Genomic DNA, 19760 nt, shown 5'->3' with positions numbered 1-19760 from the left:
CTTTAATCTATTTTAATTTGCATAATTCCGATCGATATAGTAGATTTTATTTTAAGGGTTACGAAAAGTCAATAAAATTTCAATTAGATACTAATGGAATGAAATAATAGCTTGAAATAAAAATTTCATATATTATTTATTATAGCTATTTGCAACAAAACAGAAAAGATGCGCGACCCGCGAAAAATAAATAAAAAAAGGTGACATCATGGATGAGTTGCTGCAAGTCAAGGATTTATCGGTTTCTTTCTATGTAAGAGATAAAGAAGTGGAGGCGGTTCGCGGCGTCAGCTTCGAGCTGCGCAAGGGCGAAACGCTGGGAATCGTCGGAGAATCCGGCAGCGGCAAGAGCGTCACGGCGCGCACGATTATGCGTTTGCTGCCGTCGCCCCCTTCTATCGTGAAGGGCGGAGAGGTCCTGTTCCAGGGGATGAATCTGGCGGACAAAAGCGATTCGGAGATGGAAGCGATCCGAGGCAAGGAGATCGGCATGATTTTCCAGGATCCGATGTCGTCCCTCAATCCGACGATGCGAATCGGCAAGCAGATCGAGGAAAGTCTCATCAAGCACCGCAGAATGAACAAGTCGGCAGCACGGAATGAAGCGATCGAGATGCTTCGGAAGGTAGGGATACCGAACGCCGAGACTCGTTATTCGCAATATCCGCACGAATTCTCCGGCGGGATGCGTCAGCGTGTCATGATCGCCATCGCGCTGGCCTGCCGGCCTTCGCTGCTTATCGCGGACGAGCCTACGACGGCACTCGATGTTACGATTCAGGCACAGATTCTGAATCAGATGAAGCAATTGCAGCAGGAGCTCGGCACGTCCATTATATTAATCACGCATGATCTGGGCGTTGTCGCCGGCATGTGCGACCGCGTCGTTGTTATGAAGGACGGCGAGATTGTGGAGACGGCAACGACAGAGGAGCTCTTTGCGAATCCGAAGCATCCCTATACGATTCGACTGCTCAACGCGCTGCCGCGTCTCGACGAAAAGAAGAAGCCGAAGCTCGCTCCTCTTGTGAAGCGCGAGAAAGACGATGTGCCGCTCCTGCAGGTGAAGTCGCTGCGCCAGCACTTCGATCTCGGCAAGGGACAGGTTCTTAAGGCCGTCAACAACATCAGCTTCGATGTTCACGCGGGGGAGACGCTTGGCGTCGTAGGGGAATCGGGCAGCGGCAAATCGACGACGGGCCGTACGATTTTGCGGCTCAACGAAGCGACGGGCGGCGAGGTGCTGTATCGCGGCATTCCGCTCCAACAGTTAAATCGCGGAGAGATGAAGAGGATGCGCCGTCATATGGGAATGATCTTCCAGGATCCTTATGCTTCGCTGAACCCAAGGCTCCGCGTCGCCGATATTATCGGCGAGGCGCTTGATGTGCACGGCATGCATGAAGGAAAGGCTGTCCGTCAAAAGCGGATCGAGGAACTGCTCGACATGGTAGGATTAAACGCCTCGCATGCCATGCGTTACCCGCACGAATTCTCGGGCGGCCAGCGGCAGCGGATCGGCATCGCCCGCACCCTTGCCGTCGAGCCGGACTTCATCGTCTGCGACGAGCCGTTATCCGCGCTGGATGTATCCATCCAGGCCCAGGTCGTGAAGCTGCTCGAAGAGCTTCAGCAGCGGCTGGGTCTGACCTATCTGTTTATCGCCCATGACTTGTCCATGGTGAAGCATATCAGCGACCGGGTCGCCGTCATGTACAAGGGCAAGATCGTGGAGCTGGCGGAGAGCGAGGAGCTGTATACCAATCCGCTTCACGATTATACGAAGACGCTGCTGGCCGCCATCCCGGTGCCGGATCCGAAGGTGGAGTCGCAGAAGAAGCTTGTTGTCAATCGGGAAGCATCCAAGGCGGACCCGTATGGACTGGACACCTCGCAGTTCGTGGAAGTGTCGAGGGGGCATTGGGTAGCGGTAGCGAGGGCTTGAACAGATGGACGCTGGACGCTATTTCTTCTACTGGCAGCGCAATCCGGGCTGCAATGGGGAAATAGCGTTTTTGGGTTTGAGAAACGACTTTTTTGTGTTAGACTTGAATGGGAAATTTAGGTATATGATTTTAATGATTAGGATGTGCCGCATGGGGAAATGGTTAAAGGCGGAGTGGCTGTACGTTGCCGCCGCAGGAATTGTTGCAATCGTGCTGTTGTTTGCGGGTCCATTTATCGGGGTGGCGGACAACGGCGATTTTTTGCGAATTATGGGGACGGCGGGGTTAAATTATTACGATGCGGGAGAGTCTTACGAGGATCGTTTTTTTGGTTATGCCCATGCCTTATTCGCCTATGACGGGTTTCTTCGGGGATTCTATCCTTCTACGCAAATTCTATTGGTTGTCCTTGCGAGATTGATAGGGGGAATTGCGAACGGCGAAGCCTTCGATATTCGCATTTTGGGAGGCATCTACACCGCGCTGTTACTGGTTGCAGGGTATGTTGCGATAACGGCCGTACGTACGGAGTTTCGAATTGTTTCGGCGCTGCTTGCTCTGCTGATGGTATTTGTTTTTGCCGACGTCGGCTACTTGGCTTATTTCAATTCATTATTCGGGGAACCTGTTTCATTCGTTTTCTTGCTACTCTCGATCGGATTCGGGCTGAAGTTGGCAAGATCGGAACAACCGACAGTCCCGCTGCTGCTGCTCTTCTACGCGTCGGTGCTGTTTTTGACTTGCTCAAAGACGCAGAATGCGCCGATCGGAATCGGATTTGCCCTGCTGGGGCTTAGATATATCGGACTTGGCGACAAAGGGAGACGAATACGGACGTGGATAGTCGGGTTGTCCGCGTTTACCGTGTTGGCGTCCGTGACGATGTATGTCGCGGCTCCCAAAGATTTTAAGGACATTAATATTTATCAGACCGTGTTTTTCGGCATATTGAATAACTCGCCCGACGTCGAAGGCGATCTGGACAAGCTGGGGCTGCCGCAGCGATTGTCCGTACTGGCGGGCACGAATTATTTTCAGGCAGGGACGGCGATTCCGCAGAACGATCCTTCCTTGAAAGAGGACTTCTACGACCGGATTTCGCATTTCGATGTGCTGGGCTTCTATTTGAGCCATCCCGGCCGATTGGTAGAGAAGATGGCGTATGCGGCAGAGAACGGCATGAGCATCCGACCTTATTATCTTGGCAACTACGAGAAGTCGGAAGGGAAGGAGCGAGGGGCGCTTTCGTTTCGCTTTAGCGGGTGGAGCGAATTCAAGCATCGATACGTTCCGAACGAGTTATGGTTTGTCGTTGCCTTTTTTGCGGCATATATGGCTGTTGCCTGCCTGGAATGGTTCAAGGCGCGGGCGCTTGGATCGCGAATCAAGGCAGAGCTGTTCCTGCTGCTGGCGCTTACCGGCATATTCGCTTTCCTTATCCCGATATTGGGCGATGGGCAGGCCGACATGGGCAAACATCTTTTTTTGTTTAACGTCTGCTTTGATGCCATGGTCGTGTCGTCCGTTGTCTGGGCGATATATCGGATTCGCAAGCAAGTACGAGAATTTGGGCATACAGGCCAATAAGCAAGCCTTAACAAGACCCTTGCCAGAAACAGACCGGACGAGTTCGGTTGTTTCTGGCAGGGTCTTGTTTGCGTACCGCCGGCAGAAGCGCTTGTCCCAATCAAGAAGCCATGGCTTCCGTTGCGGCAACCCGTTTTCGGTACACGGACTTGGATAGCCAAACGCTGATCTCGAATAGCAGGATGAGCGGGATGAGGAGCAGAAAGTCGGATACGATGTCGGGCGGCGTCATCAGATTGGAGACGACGACAAGAACGAGATAGGCGTACCGTCTGGAACGGCGCAGCCGGTCGGGCGACAACAGGCCGATACGGGTGAGGAACATGACGACAATCGGGAGCTCGAAGGCCGCGCCAACGGGCAGCACGATATTCATCATGAAACCAAAGTATTGAGCGACCCCATACGTCTCCGTTAGCTGCAGCTTCTCCGAGATGCCTGTGACGAACGAGAAGCTCATGGGCAAAACGACGAAATAACCGAAAGCAAGGCCGACCAGCAGGCAAAACACGCTGTAAGGGATATAACGAAGCGCCGCCGACCGTTCGTGCGGATACATTCCCTTTTTCACGAAGTTCCAAATCAGTAATAGCGCAACGGGCAGCGTCAACACAAGCGCGACGGACATCGCGATAACCATATAGATGCGAACGCCGTCAAAGGGGGAAAATGTGTTCCAGTCCATCGATGACGCCGGAGGCGCATTTTTGATAGCGTCGAAAATGTATGGCGCGACGACGAGTCCGGCGACGGTGCATAATACGAATACAATGGCGATTGCGATAATTTGTTTGCGCAGCTGAGCCAAGTGCTCCAGGAAAGTCATGATTGTCGGCGATAACATTACACAGCCTCCTCTAGGTTTCCAGCGAGCGTGGGGCGCCGGACAAAAAAGTTTTGCGTAACTCGAACGTATGGAAGCCGTCTCGCAGCTTCCGGTCGATCTCCTTCAATTGCTCCACATCCTCGAACGAGAACTTTCGAGCACCGCCCGGTGTTCGTTCCGGAAAGATGAGCTGTCGATCCTCGTAATACCGGATTTGCCTCTCCGTAAGCCCCGTCAATTCTCTGACCATGCCAATCCCTATCACCTTTTTGCTCATGCTCTCGCCTCCTGGTTCATTGCAAAGAATGTTGGATGCTGAATTTCGTGGCAGAATTGGGTTAGATAAACTAACATTTATTTCGTTTGGGAGAGATTTTAACAATCGGCAACCTGTTTGACAATGGTCTCGATGAACTATTCCAACCCGTTATACAAGAGTGAGAGATATTGACGTGGGAGAAACAGCCTATATTTACGAAGTTTATCAGACAAAAGAGAATCTTAAAAAACATTTATGTAAGTATTTCTGACATAAAAATAGAGTCTCTCAATCCCGGCATGTTATCTTGACGTTGTGTGGTAAACCAAGCACATCGATGCTGAAGAATGGGAGTGGAGCGGAATGGAATCGACCAAAGCGCCAAATGAAATGTCCAGGCGGCAATTTCTTAGCGCGGTAGGCAAGATCGGTGGCGGGGCCGCGGTATTTAGCGTCATGGGTACGCTGGGACTGTTGTCGCCGGAGACGTTGAAAGCGGCGGATTACGAGCCGCCCGATGCGAACGCGCTGAATCTGAGCGGACGCAGCGGCAAAAAAGTCGTCATCCTCGGAGCCGGTATCGCGGGCATGACCGCAGCGTACGAGCTAGGCCAAGCCGGATTCGACTGTACCATTCTGGAAGCGCGGGCTCGATCCGGAGGCCGAATCTGGTCCGTGCGCAGGGGGACGACGGTGACCGAGATCGGCGCGGCGAAGCAAGTGGCCAGATTCGCGGACGGTCTGTATCTGAACGCGGGACCCATGCGCATACCGCAGTTCCATGTCACGATGGAATACATCCGGAAGTTCGGCATTTCCATCGAGCCGTTCGGCAACGTCAACGACCACGCCTACTACTACAACGAGAATGTTGGGGAGCTGTCGGGCAAGAAGGTTCGCAAGCGCGAAGCGAAAGCCGACGTACGCGGGTACGTGAGCGAGTTGATGGCGAAAGCCGTGAAGCAGAACGCGCTGGACATGCCCCTGACGGCCGAGGAGAAGGAAAAACTTGTGGCGTACCTCCGGTCGGAGGGCGGACTGGATGCGGATTTATTTTACAAGGGGTCTTCGAGGGGCGGTTACAAGGACGAGCCGGGCGCGCGTCTCGACGCTGGCGTCATTCGCGATCCGTTCAGCATGAAGGCGATTCTGAATTCAGGCTTCGGGAACTATCTCAGCAGCGAATACGGTTACGACCAGCAGATGATGATGTTCCACCCCGTTGGCGGCATGGACGCCATTCCGCAGGCGTTCGAGAAACGGCTGAAGGGCAAGATCCGCTTTCACTCCGAGGTGTCCGAGATCAAGCAAAGCGACAAAGGCGTTACGGTCTCCTATAAGAACTTGGCCACGGGCGCTACTCAGAAGCTGGAGGGCGACTTCTGTATTTGCACGATCCCGCTATCGGTGCTCAAGGGCATTAAGGCGGACTTCTCGCCGGATATGAAAAAAGCGATAAACAGCGTCGGTTATGCCTCCGCGGGCAAAATCGGACTGCAATTCAAACGCCGCTTCTGGGAGGAAGACGAGGGCATCTACGGCGGCAACACGTTGACCAACATGGACATCTCCTCCATCTATTACCCTCCAACCGGCTATATGGACAAAAAAGGGTTGCTGCTTGGCTACTATGCTTTCGGCGGCAGCGCGGACAAGCTTGGCGCGATGTCCTATCAGGAGCGGGAAGCGCACGCGCTGGCTCAAGGCGCGAAGATTCATCCGCAGTACCATAAGGAGTTCGAGGCTTCCTTCTCCGTCGATTGGAAGAAAATCAAGTATAACGAAGGCGGCTGGGTATCTTATTCGGGCGATCAACGGTCAACGTTGTATCCGACGCTGTGCAAGCCGGATCGCAGAGTTTACCTGGCGGGCGAGCATATCAGCTACATAACGGCCTGGATGGCCGGCGGCATCGAGTCTGCGCGGGCCGTCGTCACCGACATCGCGGAACGCGTGATGAAGGAATAAGGTTACCGTTATGACGGCATAAATGATTGCGATCGCGCAAAAGGGCTGAACTTATTCGTCATTTATTAATGGAGGGAATGATTGGACATGGCGATCAAACGAAACGTCAAAGTATTGGCGGGAACGGCGATTTTATCGTGTTTTATCGGGGCTTCCGTGTACGCGGCGGCGGTTACGCCGAACAAATTGCCGCTAACGCCGATTAACGAGCCGGAGTTCTACGGCAGCCCCAGCTCTTCCATCTCTAACGCGGTGGCTCTGCCGGCTGGGTCGGCGACTTTCTCTACAAGCGGCACGGTGCCTCCTCTGCTCAACAAGGACGGCAAAACCGTCTATGAGCGCTACGGCAATACGGAGAAGCAGGCCGAGGGCATTCTCAAAAATATCGAGAAACAGTTAATCGACCAAGGTTTGTCCCTGAAGGACGTCATCTATCTGCGCGTGTACGTGACGCCGGACGCGGCGCTGGACGGCAAATTCGACTATACGGGGTGGTTCAACGCGTATGCGAAGTTTTTCAACACAAAGGAGAATCCGATCAAGACGGCCCGCTCGACGGTCGGCGTGGCGGGTCTCGTCAATTCGGACTGGCTGATCGAGATCGAAGCGGTGGCGGCGTATCCCATCCCTCATAATAGGGACTAGCTCTACGAGGTTGCGGGAAACAATAAAATAGAATCAGGAAGGGGAATGTTCCTATGCTTCAAAATATCGGATTCCCGGGATTGTTGATGATTTTGGTCGTGGTGCTCATCATATTCGGTCCGTCCAAGCTCCCGGAGTTGGGGCGCGCAGTGGGCCGGACGTTGCATGAGTTCAAGTCTTCGGCCAAGGAGCTGGTCTCCGACACGAAGGACGATGTGATCGAGACGCCTAAGGAGGCTGCCAAAGGGTAGTCGGTGATACGCTGAGACAATGCGTTGCGAAGCGTCAAAGCCGAGCGTAGAGGGCGGGCTATCGTCCGCGTGGTTTACCGAGTCAGGTCATAGGAGAGCTGTCGCCTCTTTCATAGGGGGGCGGCTCTTTTTTTGGCTCGAATTCGACTGGTTTGGGAGTATTAAGCGGATGAGCGGCTATGTGATAAAAATGTAAGGAATGATTCGGAACTTATCGAAGGGTTGTAAGGAAATTGGGAAGCCGACTTTTGAGCTATGTGATCGGTGAAGCAGAGAGGGCGGGCGTTAAGCGGATCTACTGCAATGCGAGAGTCAACAAGGTCGCGTTTTACGAGAAATTCGGATTGCGCGCCACAGGCTCCGCCTTCAGCAAAAGCGGCAAGGATTATGTGATTATGGAACGATGTTACTTGTCGTTCATTTGAACCGGGAAGTACTTTTTTTTGCGATGTAACAGACAAGAGAGACGCTATTTTGTTCAATTCGGCGATTTGGCAAATGTAACGGACAAGCGAAACGCTATTTCATAGCTTTTAGCCTTTTTCGGGCTGGAATTTATGAAATAGCGTCGTTTGTGTCCATTAGTTTTTCAAGCTGATGGTTATCGGCAAAATAAGGTTTAATCTGTCCGTAAGCGAAACGCGCGGTATCTGAGATTTCCGCTGGCAACGTCCAATGCATCTAGCTGCACGAGGTGGTTGAGGATCCGATTGGCGTGACGATTGGAGACGCATAGATGCGAAGCGAGATCGGTTGGCGTGAAAGGTCGTAGCAGCCGACGTGCATAACGCAAGGTCTCAGCCTCCAGGTAACCCATATTTGGCGTCGTGTTGGCGGCAACAAACAAACCGATAAAAGAGAGAATCAGCTGCTGACACCTGCTCGTTTCTTCTTTTATTGAAGGATAAGCGATCGGCAGGAAGGGCCAGCCGTCCAGTGCCATTAAACTGTGACGCCAGCACAAATCCTTGAACCGCCTCACGTCCAGATCCCTTGCATGCGGACCGTAGCCTTGAATCTCGATAGCCCCCTTGGCATCGCCCGGCATATAGGCCAGATCGATGTAGCGGTAACCGTTATGGAAATCGCGCACCTCCCATTCCGCGTGCAAATGATCATTGGCAGGTTTGAGTCGGAGAAATAGCGAGAATGACTAGAATAGTGTTTCCTGTGTCCGTAAGATTTCGAATGGAGTCATTTTACGAGAAATAGAGTTGTGTATGTCCGTTAGCGGCCGAGGTATGCGTTATGGTGGCGCGTGGGGATAAGGCCGGACGGGGCGAACGGTTGGTTTCGGCAGACACATTGAATTTCTTGGAGCGGAACCGATATAATAGGAGAAGATTTGTTTACTACTAAAATATTGGCATGATAGTCGCCTCGTTTCTCATGGAACGGGCACATACCGAGCTTAGGGGATGGTGTAGGAGGATGCTGCGATTGTTCCGATTTTTACGGCCGTATCGGGTCGCGATTGCACTGGTCATGACGCTTATTCTGATTCAGTCGTTATCGGAGCTGTACTTGCCGACCTTGATGGCGGATATCGTCAACAGGGGTGTCATTGAAGGAGACAAGCCGTTTATTTGGCGGATGGGCGGCTACATGCTGCTCATTACGCTGCTGGGGACCACAGTCTCGATTCTAGCAAGTCTTTATGCCTCTAAGATTTCGTCCGGCTTCGGACGGATCGTGAGAGGCAAGGTATTCCAGCATGCCGAGCACTTCTCGCTGCAGGAATTCGATCGAATCGGCACGGCTTCGCTTATCACCCGTACGACGAACGACATTAACCAGGTGCAGCAAGTTCTTATGATGATGCTTCGCCTCATGGTCATGGCGCCGATGATGTGCATCGGGGGCATCATTATGGCGCTGTACAAGGATGCCGAGCTTACGCTTGTGCTTCTGGTGGCGTTGCCGGTTCTTGCGGGAGCGATCTGGCTCATTACGTCGAAGGGGATGCCGTACTTCAAGGCGATCCAGAAGAAGTTGGACCGGCTGAACCTTGTGCTGCGCGAAGGGCTGACGGGCATCCGCGTCATTCGTTCGTTCAACCGCACGGCACACGAGAACGAGCGATTTACGGAGGCCAACGCCGATCTTATGCAGACATCGATCAAGGTGAATCAGATTATGGCGGTTATGATGCCGGTCATGATGCTGATCATGAACTTGTCCACGATCGCGATTGTTTACTTCGGCGGTCTGCGTATCGATAACGGAGCGATGGGCGTAGGCGACCTTATGGCGTTCATTCAATACGCGATGCAGATCATGTTCTCGCTGCTCATGTTCTCCATGATGTTCGTTATGGTTCCAAGAGCGGCTGCATCCGCGGCTCGTATTAACGAGGTGCTGGAGCTTGAGCCGTCGGTGACGGATATAGACAATGTGTCGACAACAGCCCAGGCAGTCTCTGTGGGCGACGCAAAGGAAGCATCGCCCGGGATTGGCGGCGTTGTGGAATTCATCAAGGTCAGCTTCAGTTATCCGGGCGCCGAGATGCCGGCTTTATCCGACATTTCGTTCCAAGCTGGCCGTGGAGAAATAACGGCGATCATCGGCGGAACAGGCTCCGGGAAGTCCACCCTTATCCATTTAATTCCGAGGTTTTTTGATGTAGCGGGCGGTTGCGTCCGCGTCGGTGGCAAGGATGTCAGGGAATGGACGCAAGAAGAGCTCCGCGAACGAATTGCGCTTGTTCCGCAGAAGGCGGTGTTGTTTTCGGGAACGGTCGCGGAGAATATCCGCTACGGCAAGGAGGATGCGACCGACGAAGAGATACGCAGGGCGGCGGAAATCGCGCAGGCGCTCGACTTCGTGTCGGCGATGCCGGATGGCTTCGATTCCGTACTGTCGCAGGGCGGGACGAACGTATCCGGCGGGCAGAAGCAGCGGCTATCCATCGCACGCGCGCTGGTGCGAAAGCCGGAGGTGTACCTGTTCGACGACAGCTTCTCCGCGCTCGATTACAAGACGGACGCGAAGCTACGAAGCGCTTTGCGGGCGGAGACGGCGGATGCGGCGGTATTAATCGTCGCGCAGAGAGTCAGCACCGTTATGGACGCGGATCGCATTATCGTGTTGGACGAAGGCCGAATCGCGGGCATTGGCACGCATAAGGAACTGATGGAGACTAGCGGCGTGTATCGCGAGATCGTGTCCTCGCAGCTGTCAGAGGAGGAGAGCGCATGAGCAAAGAGAACAATGCAGGAGCTGGCGCTCGCGGAGGGGGCCCTCCCGGCGGCAGACCCATGGGCTTCGGCCCTGGACCCGGAATGGGCGTTCCCGGGCAGAAGGCCCGGGATTTCAAGGGCTCGCTAAAGCGGTTGTCCGGCTATTTGAAGCCGTTCCGTCTCATTTTGCTGGCCGTGCTGCTGGCTGCGGTTCTAAGCACGGTATTCTCGATTCTCAGCCCGAAGATTCTGGGCAGAGCGACGGACATTTTATTTGAGGGCATCGTAACCAGCACGAAGATCGACTTCCAGGGCATCGTCGAAATTCTCGGCTTGCTCGCCGGACTTTACGTGATCAGCTCGTTGTTCGCCTTCGTGCAGCAATATCTGATGGCCGGCGTCGCGCAGAAGGTCGTATACCGGCTGCGAAACGAAGTGAACGACAAGCTGGGCAGGCTACCGCTGAAATTTTACGACTCCCGCTCGAACGGGGATATTTTAAGCCGCGTCGTCAACGACGTGGACAACATCAGCAACACCTTGCAGCAAAGCCTGACGCAGCTCATAACATCCATCGTGACGCTGATTGGCGTTATCGTCATGATGTTGACGATCAGTCCGCTGCTCACGCTGATTCTTGTTCTTACGCTGCCGCTTAGCTTTATTGCGATCGCGATGATCGCGAAGCGGTCCCAGGTTCATTTCAAAAACCAGCAGGCTCAGCTTGGCGATCTTAACGGCCACGTCGAAGAAATGTACACGGGACATACCATCGTAAAGGCTTTCGGACGCGAGAAGGAATCCATTAGCAAATTCGAAGCGATGAACGAAAAGCTGTATGATTCCAGCTGGCGGGCGCAATTTATCTCCGGCATCATCATGCCGGTCATGAATCTTATCGGGAACATCGGATATGTCTGCATCTGTGTCGTGGGCGGCGTCCTTGTGACGCAGCGGACGATTACCGTCGGCGACATTCAGGCGTTTATCCAATATGCCCGGCAATTCACGATGCCGATCACGCAGACGGCCAACATTGCCAACATCATTCAATCGACGCTGGCTTCGGCAGAGCGGGTGTTCGAGCTGCTGGACGAAGCCGAGGAATCTCCGGAAACCAAGGGCAAGCAGCCTGCATTGGTCAGGTCGCATGGAGTGGTGGAATTCCAGGGTGTAAGCTTCGGCTACAACCCGGAGAAGCCGCTCATCCAGGACATGAACATTTCGGTCAAGAGCGGTCAGACCGTCGCGATTGTCGGACCGACCGGGGCGGGCAAGACGACGCTTGTCAATCTGTTAATGCGATTCTACGAGGTTGGCGATGGAGCGATAACGATAGACGGACACGATATCCGCGAGCTCGAGCGCGGGCAGCTTCGGAGCCTGTTCGGCATGGTATTGCAGGACACGTGGCTGTTCGGCGGCACGATTAGGGACAATATCGCTTATGGCCGGTTAGGGGCGACGGAGCAGGAAGTTGTCGAGGCGGCGCAAGCGGCGCATGCCGACCATTTCATCCGCACGCTGCCTGAAGGCTACAATACGGTGCTTAATGAAGAGGCGTCCAACATCTCGCAAGGCCAGAAGCAGCTTCTGACGATTGCCAGGGCGATTCTCGCGGATCCGTCCATTCTCATTCTGGACGAAGCGACGAGCAGCGTGGATACGCGCACCGAAATTCAAATCCAGCAGGCGATGAATCACTTGATGTCCGGTCGAACGAGCTTTGTCATTGCTCACCGACTATCGACAATCCGGGACGCCGACCTCATTCTTGTCATGAAAGAAGGCACGGTTATCGAACAAGGCACTCACGAGGAACTGTTGGCACGAGGCGGTTTCTACGCGGATCTGTACAACAGTCAATTCTCGGCGGGCCCATCGATTCCGACCGCCGGTTAACTAATGCTTTAATTACCATACGACTGCAAAACACAAGGTACCCCTCGCGCGCTTGCGCAGGGGTACTATTGGTTTGAAGGCCCCTGCAGGCAGCGGCGCTATCGGGACGAGATGGACAAACTTTATTGTTTCGCCGCAACACCTGCGCGGACTTCCTGACGGCTCTTGCCGAGATGGAGCGGTGGGCGGAGAGGTGGAGGCCGGAAGCTTGACAGCTCAATCCCTATAACAGACATTGTGAACGAAGCAGCTCGTCCTTCATTAGAGGGCGGGCTGTTTTTTCTGTGTTTCATCTTGGCCACCGGCATAGAAAAAAGTGGCAGAGGTTATACTAATCGATGCTAAAATCTGGATGGCTGCGATACGGAGGCGAACCCATGAAAAGTACGGGACAAATCAACTTTGTGCAATTGTTTATGATGTTTTCGCTTATGAACGGCTTGGCCAGCCATGTCATCGTCAACCCCATGGTGCTGGACGTGTCGGGACGGGATTCCTGGATAACGGCGCTCGTATCCGGGGCATTGTTTATGATGTGGGTTGCGTTGATCTTATGGATGATGCGCCGATCGGGTCAACAGCCTTGGATGGACTGGTTGTCCTCTCGAATTACTCGTCCCGCTGCTATTGCGCTTATGGCGCCGGTCGCGATTCATTTGTATTTGGTCGGAGGATTGACCGTCGCCCATACCTCGACATGGACGATTACGAATTATTTGCCCATGACGCCGAAGCTGCTGATCATTGGATGCCTGGTTTTATTCTGCGCGGCTATCTGTCTCTGGGGGCTGCCCGTCATTGCGGTCGTATCCGGCATACTGCTTCCCATCGTCGTCGCGCTGGGCTTCTTTGTCAGCACGTTTAACGCGCCGATGAAGGATTACTCGCTCTTGCGGCCTGTGCTGGAGCATGGCTTCCGGCCTGTTGTAAACGGCATGGTATATACAGGCGCGGGCTTCGTGGAATTTATCGTCATTATGCTGCTGCAGCACCGTCTTGAGAAGAAGGCTCGGCTTTGGCAAATGCTGCTTTATGTGGCGTTTTCTACGATGATCTCAATGGGACCGCTCATGGCCGCGGTTACGGAATTCGGTCCGGCGGAAGCGATGCATCAGACGACCTCTCCCTACGAACAATGGCGGCTAGTCCAGATCGGCAAATATATAGAGCACCTCGACTTCCTGTCGATTTTTCAATGGCTGTCGGGCGCGTGCATTCGCATCAGTCTCTCGGCCTTCTTGCTTGTCGAGCTGTTCCGATTCAAGCGCAAGAACGTTAGAAATATCATCGTTATCGCCGTCATGGCCAGCTATGCGTTGATCGCTACATACCCTATTAATGAATATGACTTCTACCAGTGGATGTCCTGGTATTACATGCCGATCTCATTGGCCGTTCTGCTGCCCTTATCGTTTCTGTGGATGGCGGCAGCCTTGTTCCCAAAAAGAAAGAAAAGCAAGGAGGAAGCGACATGACAAGCAACATCGGGAGCAAGGAAAAGAGCTGGACGGAAGAGAGCTTTAGGGAACTGTTCCGTGGAAGTGACGATGTTTTGTTTCAAACCTGCCGCTTCGGAGACAAGCCGGAGGTGGAGGTAGTCTTAGCTTATGCGGAAGGATTGGCACGTACGAGCGATATCGGCGACTATATCCTGCCGGAGCTGGATCGGATGTACAGGGAAGGGATGGACGGGGATCCCTTTAAGAAGCTGTCTGGCGTCCTGCCGCTCGTCCAAACGGATCAGAGTCCCGATGAACTGGCGGAGGTGCTCTTCCAAGGGGATCTTTTGCTGTTATTCGTCGCGACGGGAGAAGTCGGGTTTATCGCGATTGCGGACAAGCCGACGCGAACGCCTTTCGAATCCAGTACGGAAATTTCGGTCAAAGGTCCGCGAGACGGCTTCGTGGAGGATATTACGGTCAACATCGCGTTGATCCGCAAGCGGCTTAGAACGCCATCATTCCAGGTAGAGCATATGCTTTTGGGTGCTCGTTCGAAGACCCGGATTGCGCTGCTATATTTTCGCGACATTCTAAATCCTACTATTCTGACTGAGATGAAGGATCGGCTTAAACGCATCGACGTGGATGCCATCTTCAGCATCAGCCAATTGGAGGAATACCTGTCGGATTCGAAGTTTAAGCTGCTGCCGGTGATGGATTTCACAGGTCGTCCCGATTACGTCATGAGCAGTCTTCTGTCGGGAAGGATTGTCATCGTTGTGGATGGTTTGCCCATGGTGCTGATCGCTCCGGCTGGATTATCCCTCATTCTAAAATCGCCGGAGGACGCCCACTTCAATTATACGTATGTGTCGTTCGCGCGCATCATTAGGGGAATCAGCCTGTTCCTCTCCATCTTCCTGCCTGCGATCTGGGTGGGGCTGATGTCGTTCCATCCCGATCAGATTCCGTACCGCATTATGGCGACGATCTCCGTAACAAGGCTCGGTATCCCGCTGTCTTCGCATATGGAGATGTTCCTCTTGCTGATGCTCCTGGAAATATTCCGGGAAGCGGGCATCCGCCTTCCGAGCGCAATCGGACAAACGCTTACGTCCATCGGCGGCTTGATTATCGGAGATGCTGCGATCCGAGCGGGGCTCGTCTCTCCGTCCGTCGTCGTTGTTGGCGCGATTACCGCCGTATCCGGCGTTACGCTTGTCAATCAGACGTTGAGCACGCAGGTAAGCTTAATGCGGTTTTTCTTCTTCCTGCTGTCCGCGCTCCTGGGCTTGTTCGGCGTTATTCTCGGCATGGTGCTGCTGCTGGGCTATATGGCCAGTTTGAAGCCTTTCGGCGTGCCGTACCTGTCTCCGTTGTCCCCGCTTAGCTTAAAGCAGCTCGTCATTTCCTTCCTGCGCGTTCCTTGGAGCAAGATGAAGAATCGGCCTGTGGTGCTGGAAACGATTGACAAGGATAATCAGAGGGGGGACGGCTAATGACATTGAAAAGATCAGCTCTGGCAGCCTCCGTCCTGATAATGCTGCTGGTCACCGGCGCATGTACGGCTATGCCCGATATCCAAAGCCAAGCTTATGCGACAGCAATCGGCATCGATTACAAGAACGGAGAATGGATCGCCTACGCGCAGGTGATCAACTTCTCGACGGTCGCGCACTCCGATCAAGTAGATCTCGGTCCCGGCAAGCCCGTTTGGATTGGCTCGGGGAAAGGAGATACCGTGGCATCGGCGCTTATCAGAGTGGGAGAGACGTCGCAGCTTCGCATGTTCTGGGGACATGTGAAGGTGGTCGTCATCTCGGAGGAGGCGCTCAAGAAAGGCGTGCAGGATATATACAGCGCGATTAACCGTTATCGCGAGGTTCGGTATACCGTCTACGTTTATGGTACGAACCAGAATATACGCGACGTGCTCATGCAAAAGTCGATCATAAACATGGCTCCGTTATACACGATGATGTTTACCGGCACGCAGTCCGCCTCCAAACAAGCGTTTATACTGCCCGTTAAGGCCAATCGGGTCATTGCCCATCTCAATGAGCCCGGCGAACCGGCAGCCATACCTTCAATCGGAACGGATGGAGGGGAATGGACGGAGGATGACAAGCCTAAAAAGATGATTAGATTGACGGGGATGTATTTTTTTCGAAGCAATCGAATGTCCAGCTGGATGTCCTTGGAGGACTTATATGGTCTCAGGTGGATCGAAGAGGATCTGGAGCGTACTCCGCTGCTTATACGCCGTGAAGGAAAACCGCTTGCGTTGCTCATGTTCTCGCATCCAAGATCGAGCGTTGGGGTCATCCCGCAGGACGATGGGAGCCAATTCAAGGTAAAGGTGAAAGTGAAAGGGTTCGTTATGGAGATGATGGATCAGGCATCGGTCAAGGAGATGGAGAAATTGGCGGAGGAAGCGATCGCCCGGGAGGTAGAGACGACTTTCCGGGAAGGGGTGAAGAAAAAATCGGATCCCTTCGGTTTAATGGAGGAGCTGTACCGGAGCTATCCAAGCCGCTTCCGCAAGGAGACAACAGGCGACAGGTTTGTGTTGTCGAACAAATCACTTGCCGAAGTAGTAGTGAGGGTAAGACTAACGAACACAGGCAAATATCAGGGCAAGCCGCCGTAATGTTTTTCTAAGCAAGCAGGATTGGGAGCAGAGAGGAGAGAATTAAATGGCATAACAAGAAATGGTTAATTTGAGTGTATGTTCAAAAAGTTCGGTTCTCAGTACCGAGAAGATTGGATGAAGCTAGAACCTGAGGAGCGGAGCGTAGTGGAAGCTACGTGAGCACCGGAAGGTTCGGCTGAATTCAATATTCGACGTCGACTAAGCTCCTTGGATTACTTCGTAATGGGAAGCGGACTTTTTGAACAACCTCTATGAGGGGGAAGCGAAGGTAGTGGGTTACTTGGAACAAAAACGAAAAGAGTTGGAGAAGTATTTGCCGGAGTTAACAAGAAGGTCGGATTTCTTTGAGTTCTGGGAAGAGACCATTGCGGAGGCGCAAGAGGTGCCGCTTCGGCCGGAAAGAAGGGAATTAGACTACCCGATTCCGTCGGTGCGCGTATACGATATTTCGTACAACGGCATGGACGAGACGCGAATCCATGGATGGTTGATCTTGCCAGCCTTTCTGAGCAAGGAGAAATACCCTTGTGTCGTCCATTATCACGGTTTCAACGGCAGCAGAGGCAATCCTGTGGGCTACATGCACTTTGTTATGATGGGTATGGCGGTGCTTGCGGTCGATTGCAGGGATCAGGGCGGCAAAACGGGCAACAGCGCACAGTATTCGCATGGCTACTCGTCGAACGTGGCCTGCCGGGGCGTACATAATAAATACGAATATTATTTCCGCCATGTGTACATGGATTGCCTCAAGGCGATCGACTTCGCCTGCGCGCAGGAAGAGATCGACGCGGACCGCATCGTTATCGACGGAGGCAGCCAAGGAGGAGGACTCGGCATGGCGATCGCCGCGCTGGACAACCGCGCGAAGCTGGCCATGGTGGACGTGCCCAGCAACAGCAATATCGTCGCTCGCATCGAAGGAAACCACGGCGCGTTCGGTTCTGTCACGGAGTTTCTGCGCCATCATCCCGAGCTGACGGATCAGGTGATGGACAATCTCAGCTACTTCGATACGATGAATATGGCGGAACGCATTCAGTGTCCCGTGCTTGCATCCGTAGCGCTTAAGGACGAGACTTGTCCTCCCCAAATGTATTATGCGACATACAATCGGATCGTCGGCGAGAAGGAGATCTTTCTCTATCCGTTCAATGGCCATGAGGGCGGGGGCTCCAAGCAGGCGGAAGTGAAGTTGGCGCATCTTCGCCGACGCTTCCCGGACTGGTTCGAAGTTTAATTCATGAGTGGAGAAGGAGAGCATCGGATGTCGAACATAACGGTCGAATGTTCCGTTTGGGTGGAAGCCGGTCCCGACCGGGCCTGGAGAGCGGTAACGAAGGATGAAGAATTGTCGTTGTGGTATTCTCCCGGCTCGCCTTGGGATATCCCGCAATTGGAGGCAGGGGCCGAGCTGTGGTTCCACCACACGCCGAACGAATATCATGACGGCTCCGAGGTCGTCTCATTGAAGGCTGTTATCGAGAAAATCGAAGAGCGGTCGGAGTTCTCCGTTCGCTGGGAATTCGATGGCGAGTTATCGGACATGGTTACTTCGTTCCTGGTGAAGGAGGAGAAGGGCGGATCGACGGTAACGATTCGCGAGACGGGTTACGTGGATGAAGCGGCGGCCGCGCAGACGGAAGAAGGCTACACCATGTCGCTTGCGAATCTGTATGCGTATTTGAGCGGAAGCGAGCTGCCTTATTAAGTACGGGAGAACCGACATCATGATGGAAACGGAAAAATAATCTGGCCAAATCATGGGGGGCGGAAAAAGGATGGCAAGAAACAGAGCGATCAATTCGCCATGGATGTATGCATTCGGGATGCTGGCAATGATGATTCCGAGCCATGCTTTCAGCGCTTTTTATGTGTTTTATTATATGGAAACACTGGGGCTTGCCATCGGTCTGGTGACGTTCGCGAGAACGGTGTTCATGATCTGGGATGCCGTCAACCAGCCTTTGGCGGGATACTTATCCGATCGGACGGATACGAGATTCGGACGAAGAAAACCTTGGCTGTACGTTTCCATCCCGCTCTTTTTCCTTATGTTCTATCTGGTGTTCGCGGTGCCGGAGGGGTTGTCCGAGACGGCTTTGTTCGTCTGGTTCCTGGTCGCGCTTGTGTTGTTCGAAGCAGTGGCGACGATTATATGGGTCAATTACGGCTCCTTGTTCCCGGAGTTATATAGAGGGAATACGCTGCGCAAGAAGGCTTCGGCCATTCAGCAAGGGTATCAGATCGTCGCGATTCTCATCGCTTCGGTCGCGGGACCGATTCTTTACGACGGCCTCGGCTTCGGCCCCATGGCACTTATATTCGGCGGCATGTTTGCCGTGTTGATGATCCTGTTCCTTCGGTTTACGCAGGAGGACGAAGAAGCTCGCAAGACGCCCCGCATGGGGCTCAAGGAGTCGTTCGCGGCCACGGTGACCAATAAGCCGTTCTGGATTTTCAATATTGCCAATTCGTTCGCCCAGACGGTGAACGGGTTGCTGAGCTCCATGATTCCCTTCTACGCCAAATACGTGCTGAAAGTGCCTCCGGAGCAAGTTTCCTTGCTGCTGGCTTCCATCTTCGTTTCCGTGATTCCGCTTGTTGCCGTCTGGTTCTGGATCATTAAACGGATGGATAGCGTCAAAGCGTGGCGATTGTCGCTGCTCGCTTACGCGCTGTCGGTCATCCCGTTATGGTTCGGAAGCAATCTCCTTACCGGAATCGCGGCGGGCGTGTTGGTCGGCTTCGGCCTCGCTGGATTCCTGGTAACGCCGCCTGTCGTGAACAGCCATATTATCGATCTGGATTATGCAGAGACGGGAAGGCGCAGGGAAGGAGTCTATACGGCGGTCAGCGGATTCATTACGCGCTCAAGCGGCTTGATCTCGGTCCTTTCCGTCCTCGTTGTTGGCGTGCTGCTAGGCTACGAGAGCGGCGATAAGCCCGGCGACAATCCGGAGTTGACGTTCCGCGTCCTCATCAGCGTGGTGCCGTTTATTTTGCTGGTTATCTCGCTGGCGCTTTCTTCTTTCGTCCGATTGAAGCCGTTGCCAGACATTGAGCAGGCATGAGGGTGGAGTAGGGTTGTTTAGGGTAATG

Annotated in this window: 16 protein-coding genes and 1 pseudogene; 14 read left to right on the top strand and 3 right to left on the bottom strand. The window is 53.6% G+C overall.

The features are described from left to right. Positions 1 to 208 precede the first annotated feature (208 nt). Both KJW29_RS20535 and wsfD read left to right on the top strand, forming a co-directional pair. Positions 209 to 1945 (top strand): ABC transporter ATP-binding protein, encoded by a 1737-nt coding sequence (locus tag KJW29_RS20535; RefSeq protein WP_214625966.1) that lies wholly within the window; start codon positions 209 to 211, stop codon positions 1943 to 1945. A gap of 151 nt (positions 1946 to 2096) precedes the next feature. Further along, complete coding sequence (gene wsfD / locus KJW29_RS20530) at positions 2097 to 3533, top strand: glycan biosynthesis hexose transferase WsfD (RefSeq protein WP_214625965.1); 1437 nt, start codon at positions 2097 to 2099, stop codon at positions 3531 to 3533. Between the two features lie 100 nt (positions 3534 to 3633). On the opposite strand, the gene tatC is transcribed toward wsfD, so the two are convergent. Together tatC and KJW29_RS20520 are read right to left on the bottom strand one after the other, a co-directional pair. Further along, positions 3634 to 4377, bottom strand: a complete 744-nt coding sequence (gene tatC / locus KJW29_RS20525; RefSeq protein WP_214625964.1) for a twin-arginine translocase subunit TatC — start codon at positions 4375 to 4377, stop codon at positions 3634 to 3636. 13 nt (positions 4378 to 4390) lie between these two features. Then, positions 4391 to 4636 (bottom strand): MerR family transcriptional regulator, encoded by a 246-nt coding sequence (locus tag KJW29_RS20520; protein ID WP_087571884.1) that lies wholly within the window; start codon positions 4634 to 4636, stop codon positions 4391 to 4393. Positions 4637 to 4981: 345 nt separating this feature from the next. On the opposite strand from KJW29_RS20520, the gene KJW29_RS20515 reads away from it, so the two are divergent. From KJW29_RS20515 to KJW29_RS20500, 4 genes are all read left to right on the top strand, one after another. After that, positions 4982 to 6586 carry a flavin monoamine oxidase family protein gene (locus KJW29_RS20515; RefSeq protein WP_214625963.1) on the top strand — a complete coding sequence of 535 codons (1605 nt, stop codon included), beginning with the start codon at positions 4982 to 4984 and terminating at the stop codon, positions 6584 to 6586. A gap of 87 nt (positions 6587 to 6673) precedes the next feature. After that, on the top strand, positions 6674 to 7231 hold the full coding sequence (locus KJW29_RS20510) for a RidA family protein (protein ID WP_087571882.1): 558 nt from the start codon (positions 6674 to 6676) through the stop codon (positions 7229 to 7231). Between the two features lie 53 nt (positions 7232 to 7284). Beyond that, entirely contained in the window at positions 7285 to 7482 is a 198-nt protein-coding gene (locus KJW29_RS20505; protein ID WP_108995430.1) for a twin-arginine translocase TatA/TatE family subunit, read from the top strand. A gap of 233 nt (positions 7483 to 7715) precedes the next feature. Next, the gene (locus KJW29_RS20500) at positions 7716 to 7907 is read left to right on the top strand and encodes a GNAT family N-acetyltransferase (protein ID WP_214625962.1); all 192 of its coding nucleotides are present in this window, start codon (positions 7716 to 7718) and stop codon (positions 7905 to 7907) included. 194 nt (positions 7908 to 8101) lie between these two features. On the opposite strand, the pseudogene KJW29_RS20495 reads toward KJW29_RS20500, so the two are convergent. Then, positions 8102 to 8599, bottom strand: a pseudogene (locus tag KJW29_RS20495) (transcriptional regulator); the annotation flags it as partial. Between the two features lie 314 nt (positions 8600 to 8913). On the opposite strand from KJW29_RS20495, the gene KJW29_RS20490 reads away from it, so the two are divergent. The 8 genes from KJW29_RS20490 (at position 8914) to KJW29_RS20455 (ending at position 19732) form a co-directional block, all read left to right on the top strand. Further along, positions 8914 to 10680, top strand: coding sequence for an ABC transporter ATP-binding protein (locus KJW29_RS20490; protein ID WP_214625961.1), 1767 nt, complete (start codon positions 8914 to 8916; stop codon positions 10678 to 10680). Further along, positions 10677 to 12563, top strand: coding sequence for an ABC transporter ATP-binding protein (locus KJW29_RS20485; protein WP_214625960.1), 1887 nt, complete (start codon positions 10677 to 10679; stop codon positions 12561 to 12563). Before KJW29_RS20490 ends, KJW29_RS20485 begins: the two co-directional genes overlap by 4 nt. A gap of 377 nt (positions 12564 to 12940) precedes the next feature. Next, positions 12941 to 14038 (top strand): GerAB/ArcD/ProY family transporter, encoded by a 1098-nt coding sequence (locus KJW29_RS20480; RefSeq protein ID WP_214625959.1) that lies wholly within the window; start codon positions 12941 to 12943, stop codon positions 14036 to 14038. Beyond that, positions 14035 to 15504, top strand: coding sequence for a spore germination protein (locus KJW29_RS20475; RefSeq protein WP_214625958.1), 1470 nt, complete (start codon positions 14035 to 14037; stop codon positions 15502 to 15504). The genes KJW29_RS20480 and KJW29_RS20475 overlap by 4 nt, the downstream gene beginning before the upstream one ends. Continuing rightward, the gene (locus KJW29_RS20470) at positions 15504 to 16655 is read left to right on the top strand and encodes a Ger(x)C family spore germination protein (RefSeq protein WP_214625957.1); all 1152 of its coding nucleotides are present in this window, start codon (positions 15504 to 15506) and stop codon (positions 16653 to 16655) included. The genes KJW29_RS20475 and KJW29_RS20470 overlap by 1 nt, the downstream gene beginning before the upstream one ends. A gap of 241 nt (positions 16656 to 16896) precedes the next feature. Further along, on the top strand, positions 16897 to 17898 hold the full coding sequence (locus KJW29_RS20465; RefSeq protein WP_246608306.1) for an acetylxylan esterase: 1002 nt from the start codon (positions 16897 to 16899) through the stop codon (positions 17896 to 17898). 27 nt (positions 17899 to 17925) lie between these two features. Continuing rightward, positions 17926 to 18369 carry an SRPBCC family protein gene (locus KJW29_RS20460; protein WP_214625956.1) on the top strand — a complete coding sequence of 148 codons (444 nt, stop codon included), beginning with the start codon at positions 17926 to 17928 and terminating at the stop codon, positions 18367 to 18369. Between the two features lie 70 nt (positions 18370 to 18439). Beyond that, a complete protein-coding gene (locus KJW29_RS20455; protein ID WP_214625955.1) occupies positions 18440 to 19732 on the top strand; it encodes an MFS transporter in 1293 nt (430 codons plus the stop codon). The last annotated feature ends 28 nt before the right edge of the window (positions 19733 to 19760 follow it).

Origin of the sequence: Paenibacillus agaridevorans, assembly GCF_018604145.1 — a bacterium.
GTDB classification, from domain to species: domain Bacteria; phylum Bacillota; class Bacilli; order Paenibacillales; family Paenibacillaceae; genus Pristimantibacillus; species Pristimantibacillus agaridevorans.
Note: the sequence above shows the minus strand (reverse complement) of the source record. Positions and strands in the feature narration are given on the sequence as shown.

What these genes read in the sequence shown, in the direction of transcription:
- KJW29_RS20535 (WP_214625966.1), top strand. Translation starts at nt 209, where the DNA reads ATGGATGAGTTGCTGCAAGTCAAGGATTTATCGGTTTCTTTCTATGTA.
- wsfD (WP_214625965.1), top strand. Translation starts at nt 2,097, where the DNA reads ATGGGGAAATGGTTAAAGGCGGAGTGGCTGTACGTTGCCGCCGCAGGA.
- tatC (WP_214625964.1), bottom strand. Translation starts at nt 4,377, where the DNA reads ATGTTATCGCCGACAATCATGACTTTCCTGGAGCACTTGGCTCAGCTG.
- KJW29_RS20520 (WP_087571884.1), bottom strand. Translation starts at nt 4,636, where the DNA reads ATGAGCAAAAAGGTGATAGGGATTGGCATGGTCAGAGAATTGACGGGG.
- KJW29_RS20515 (WP_214625963.1), top strand. Translation starts at nt 4,982, where the DNA reads ATGGAATCGACCAAAGCGCCAAATGAAATGTCCAGGCGGCAATTTCTT.
- KJW29_RS20510 (WP_087571882.1), top strand. Translation starts at nt 6,674, where the DNA reads ATGGCGATCAAACGAAACGTCAAAGTATTGGCGGGAACGGCGATTTTA.
- KJW29_RS20505 (WP_108995430.1), top strand. Translation starts at nt 7,285, where the DNA reads ATGCTTCAAAATATCGGATTCCCGGGATTGTTGATGATTTTGGTCGTG.
- KJW29_RS20490 (WP_214625961.1), top strand. Translation starts at nt 8,914, where the DNA reads ATGCTGCGATTGTTCCGATTTTTACGGCCGTATCGGGTCGCGATTGCA.
- KJW29_RS20485 (WP_214625960.1), top strand. Translation starts at nt 10,677, where the DNA reads ATGAGCAAAGAGAACAATGCAGGAGCTGGCGCTCGCGGAGGGGGCCCT.
- KJW29_RS20480 (WP_214625959.1), top strand. Translation starts at nt 12,941, where the DNA reads ATGAAAAGTACGGGACAAATCAACTTTGTGCAATTGTTTATGATGTTT.
- KJW29_RS20475 (WP_214625958.1), top strand. Translation starts at nt 14,035, where the DNA reads ATGACAAGCAACATCGGGAGCAAGGAAAAGAGCTGGACGGAAGAGAGC.
- KJW29_RS20470 (WP_214625957.1), top strand. Translation starts at nt 15,504, where the DNA reads ATGACATTGAAAAGATCAGCTCTGGCAGCCTCCGTCCTGATAATGCTG.
- KJW29_RS20460 (WP_214625956.1), top strand. Translation starts at nt 17,926, where the DNA reads ATGTCGAACATAACGGTCGAATGTTCCGTTTGGGTGGAAGCCGGTCCC.
- KJW29_RS20455 (WP_214625955.1), top strand. Translation starts at nt 18,440, where the DNA reads ATGGCAAGAAACAGAGCGATCAATTCGCCATGGATGTATGCATTCGGG.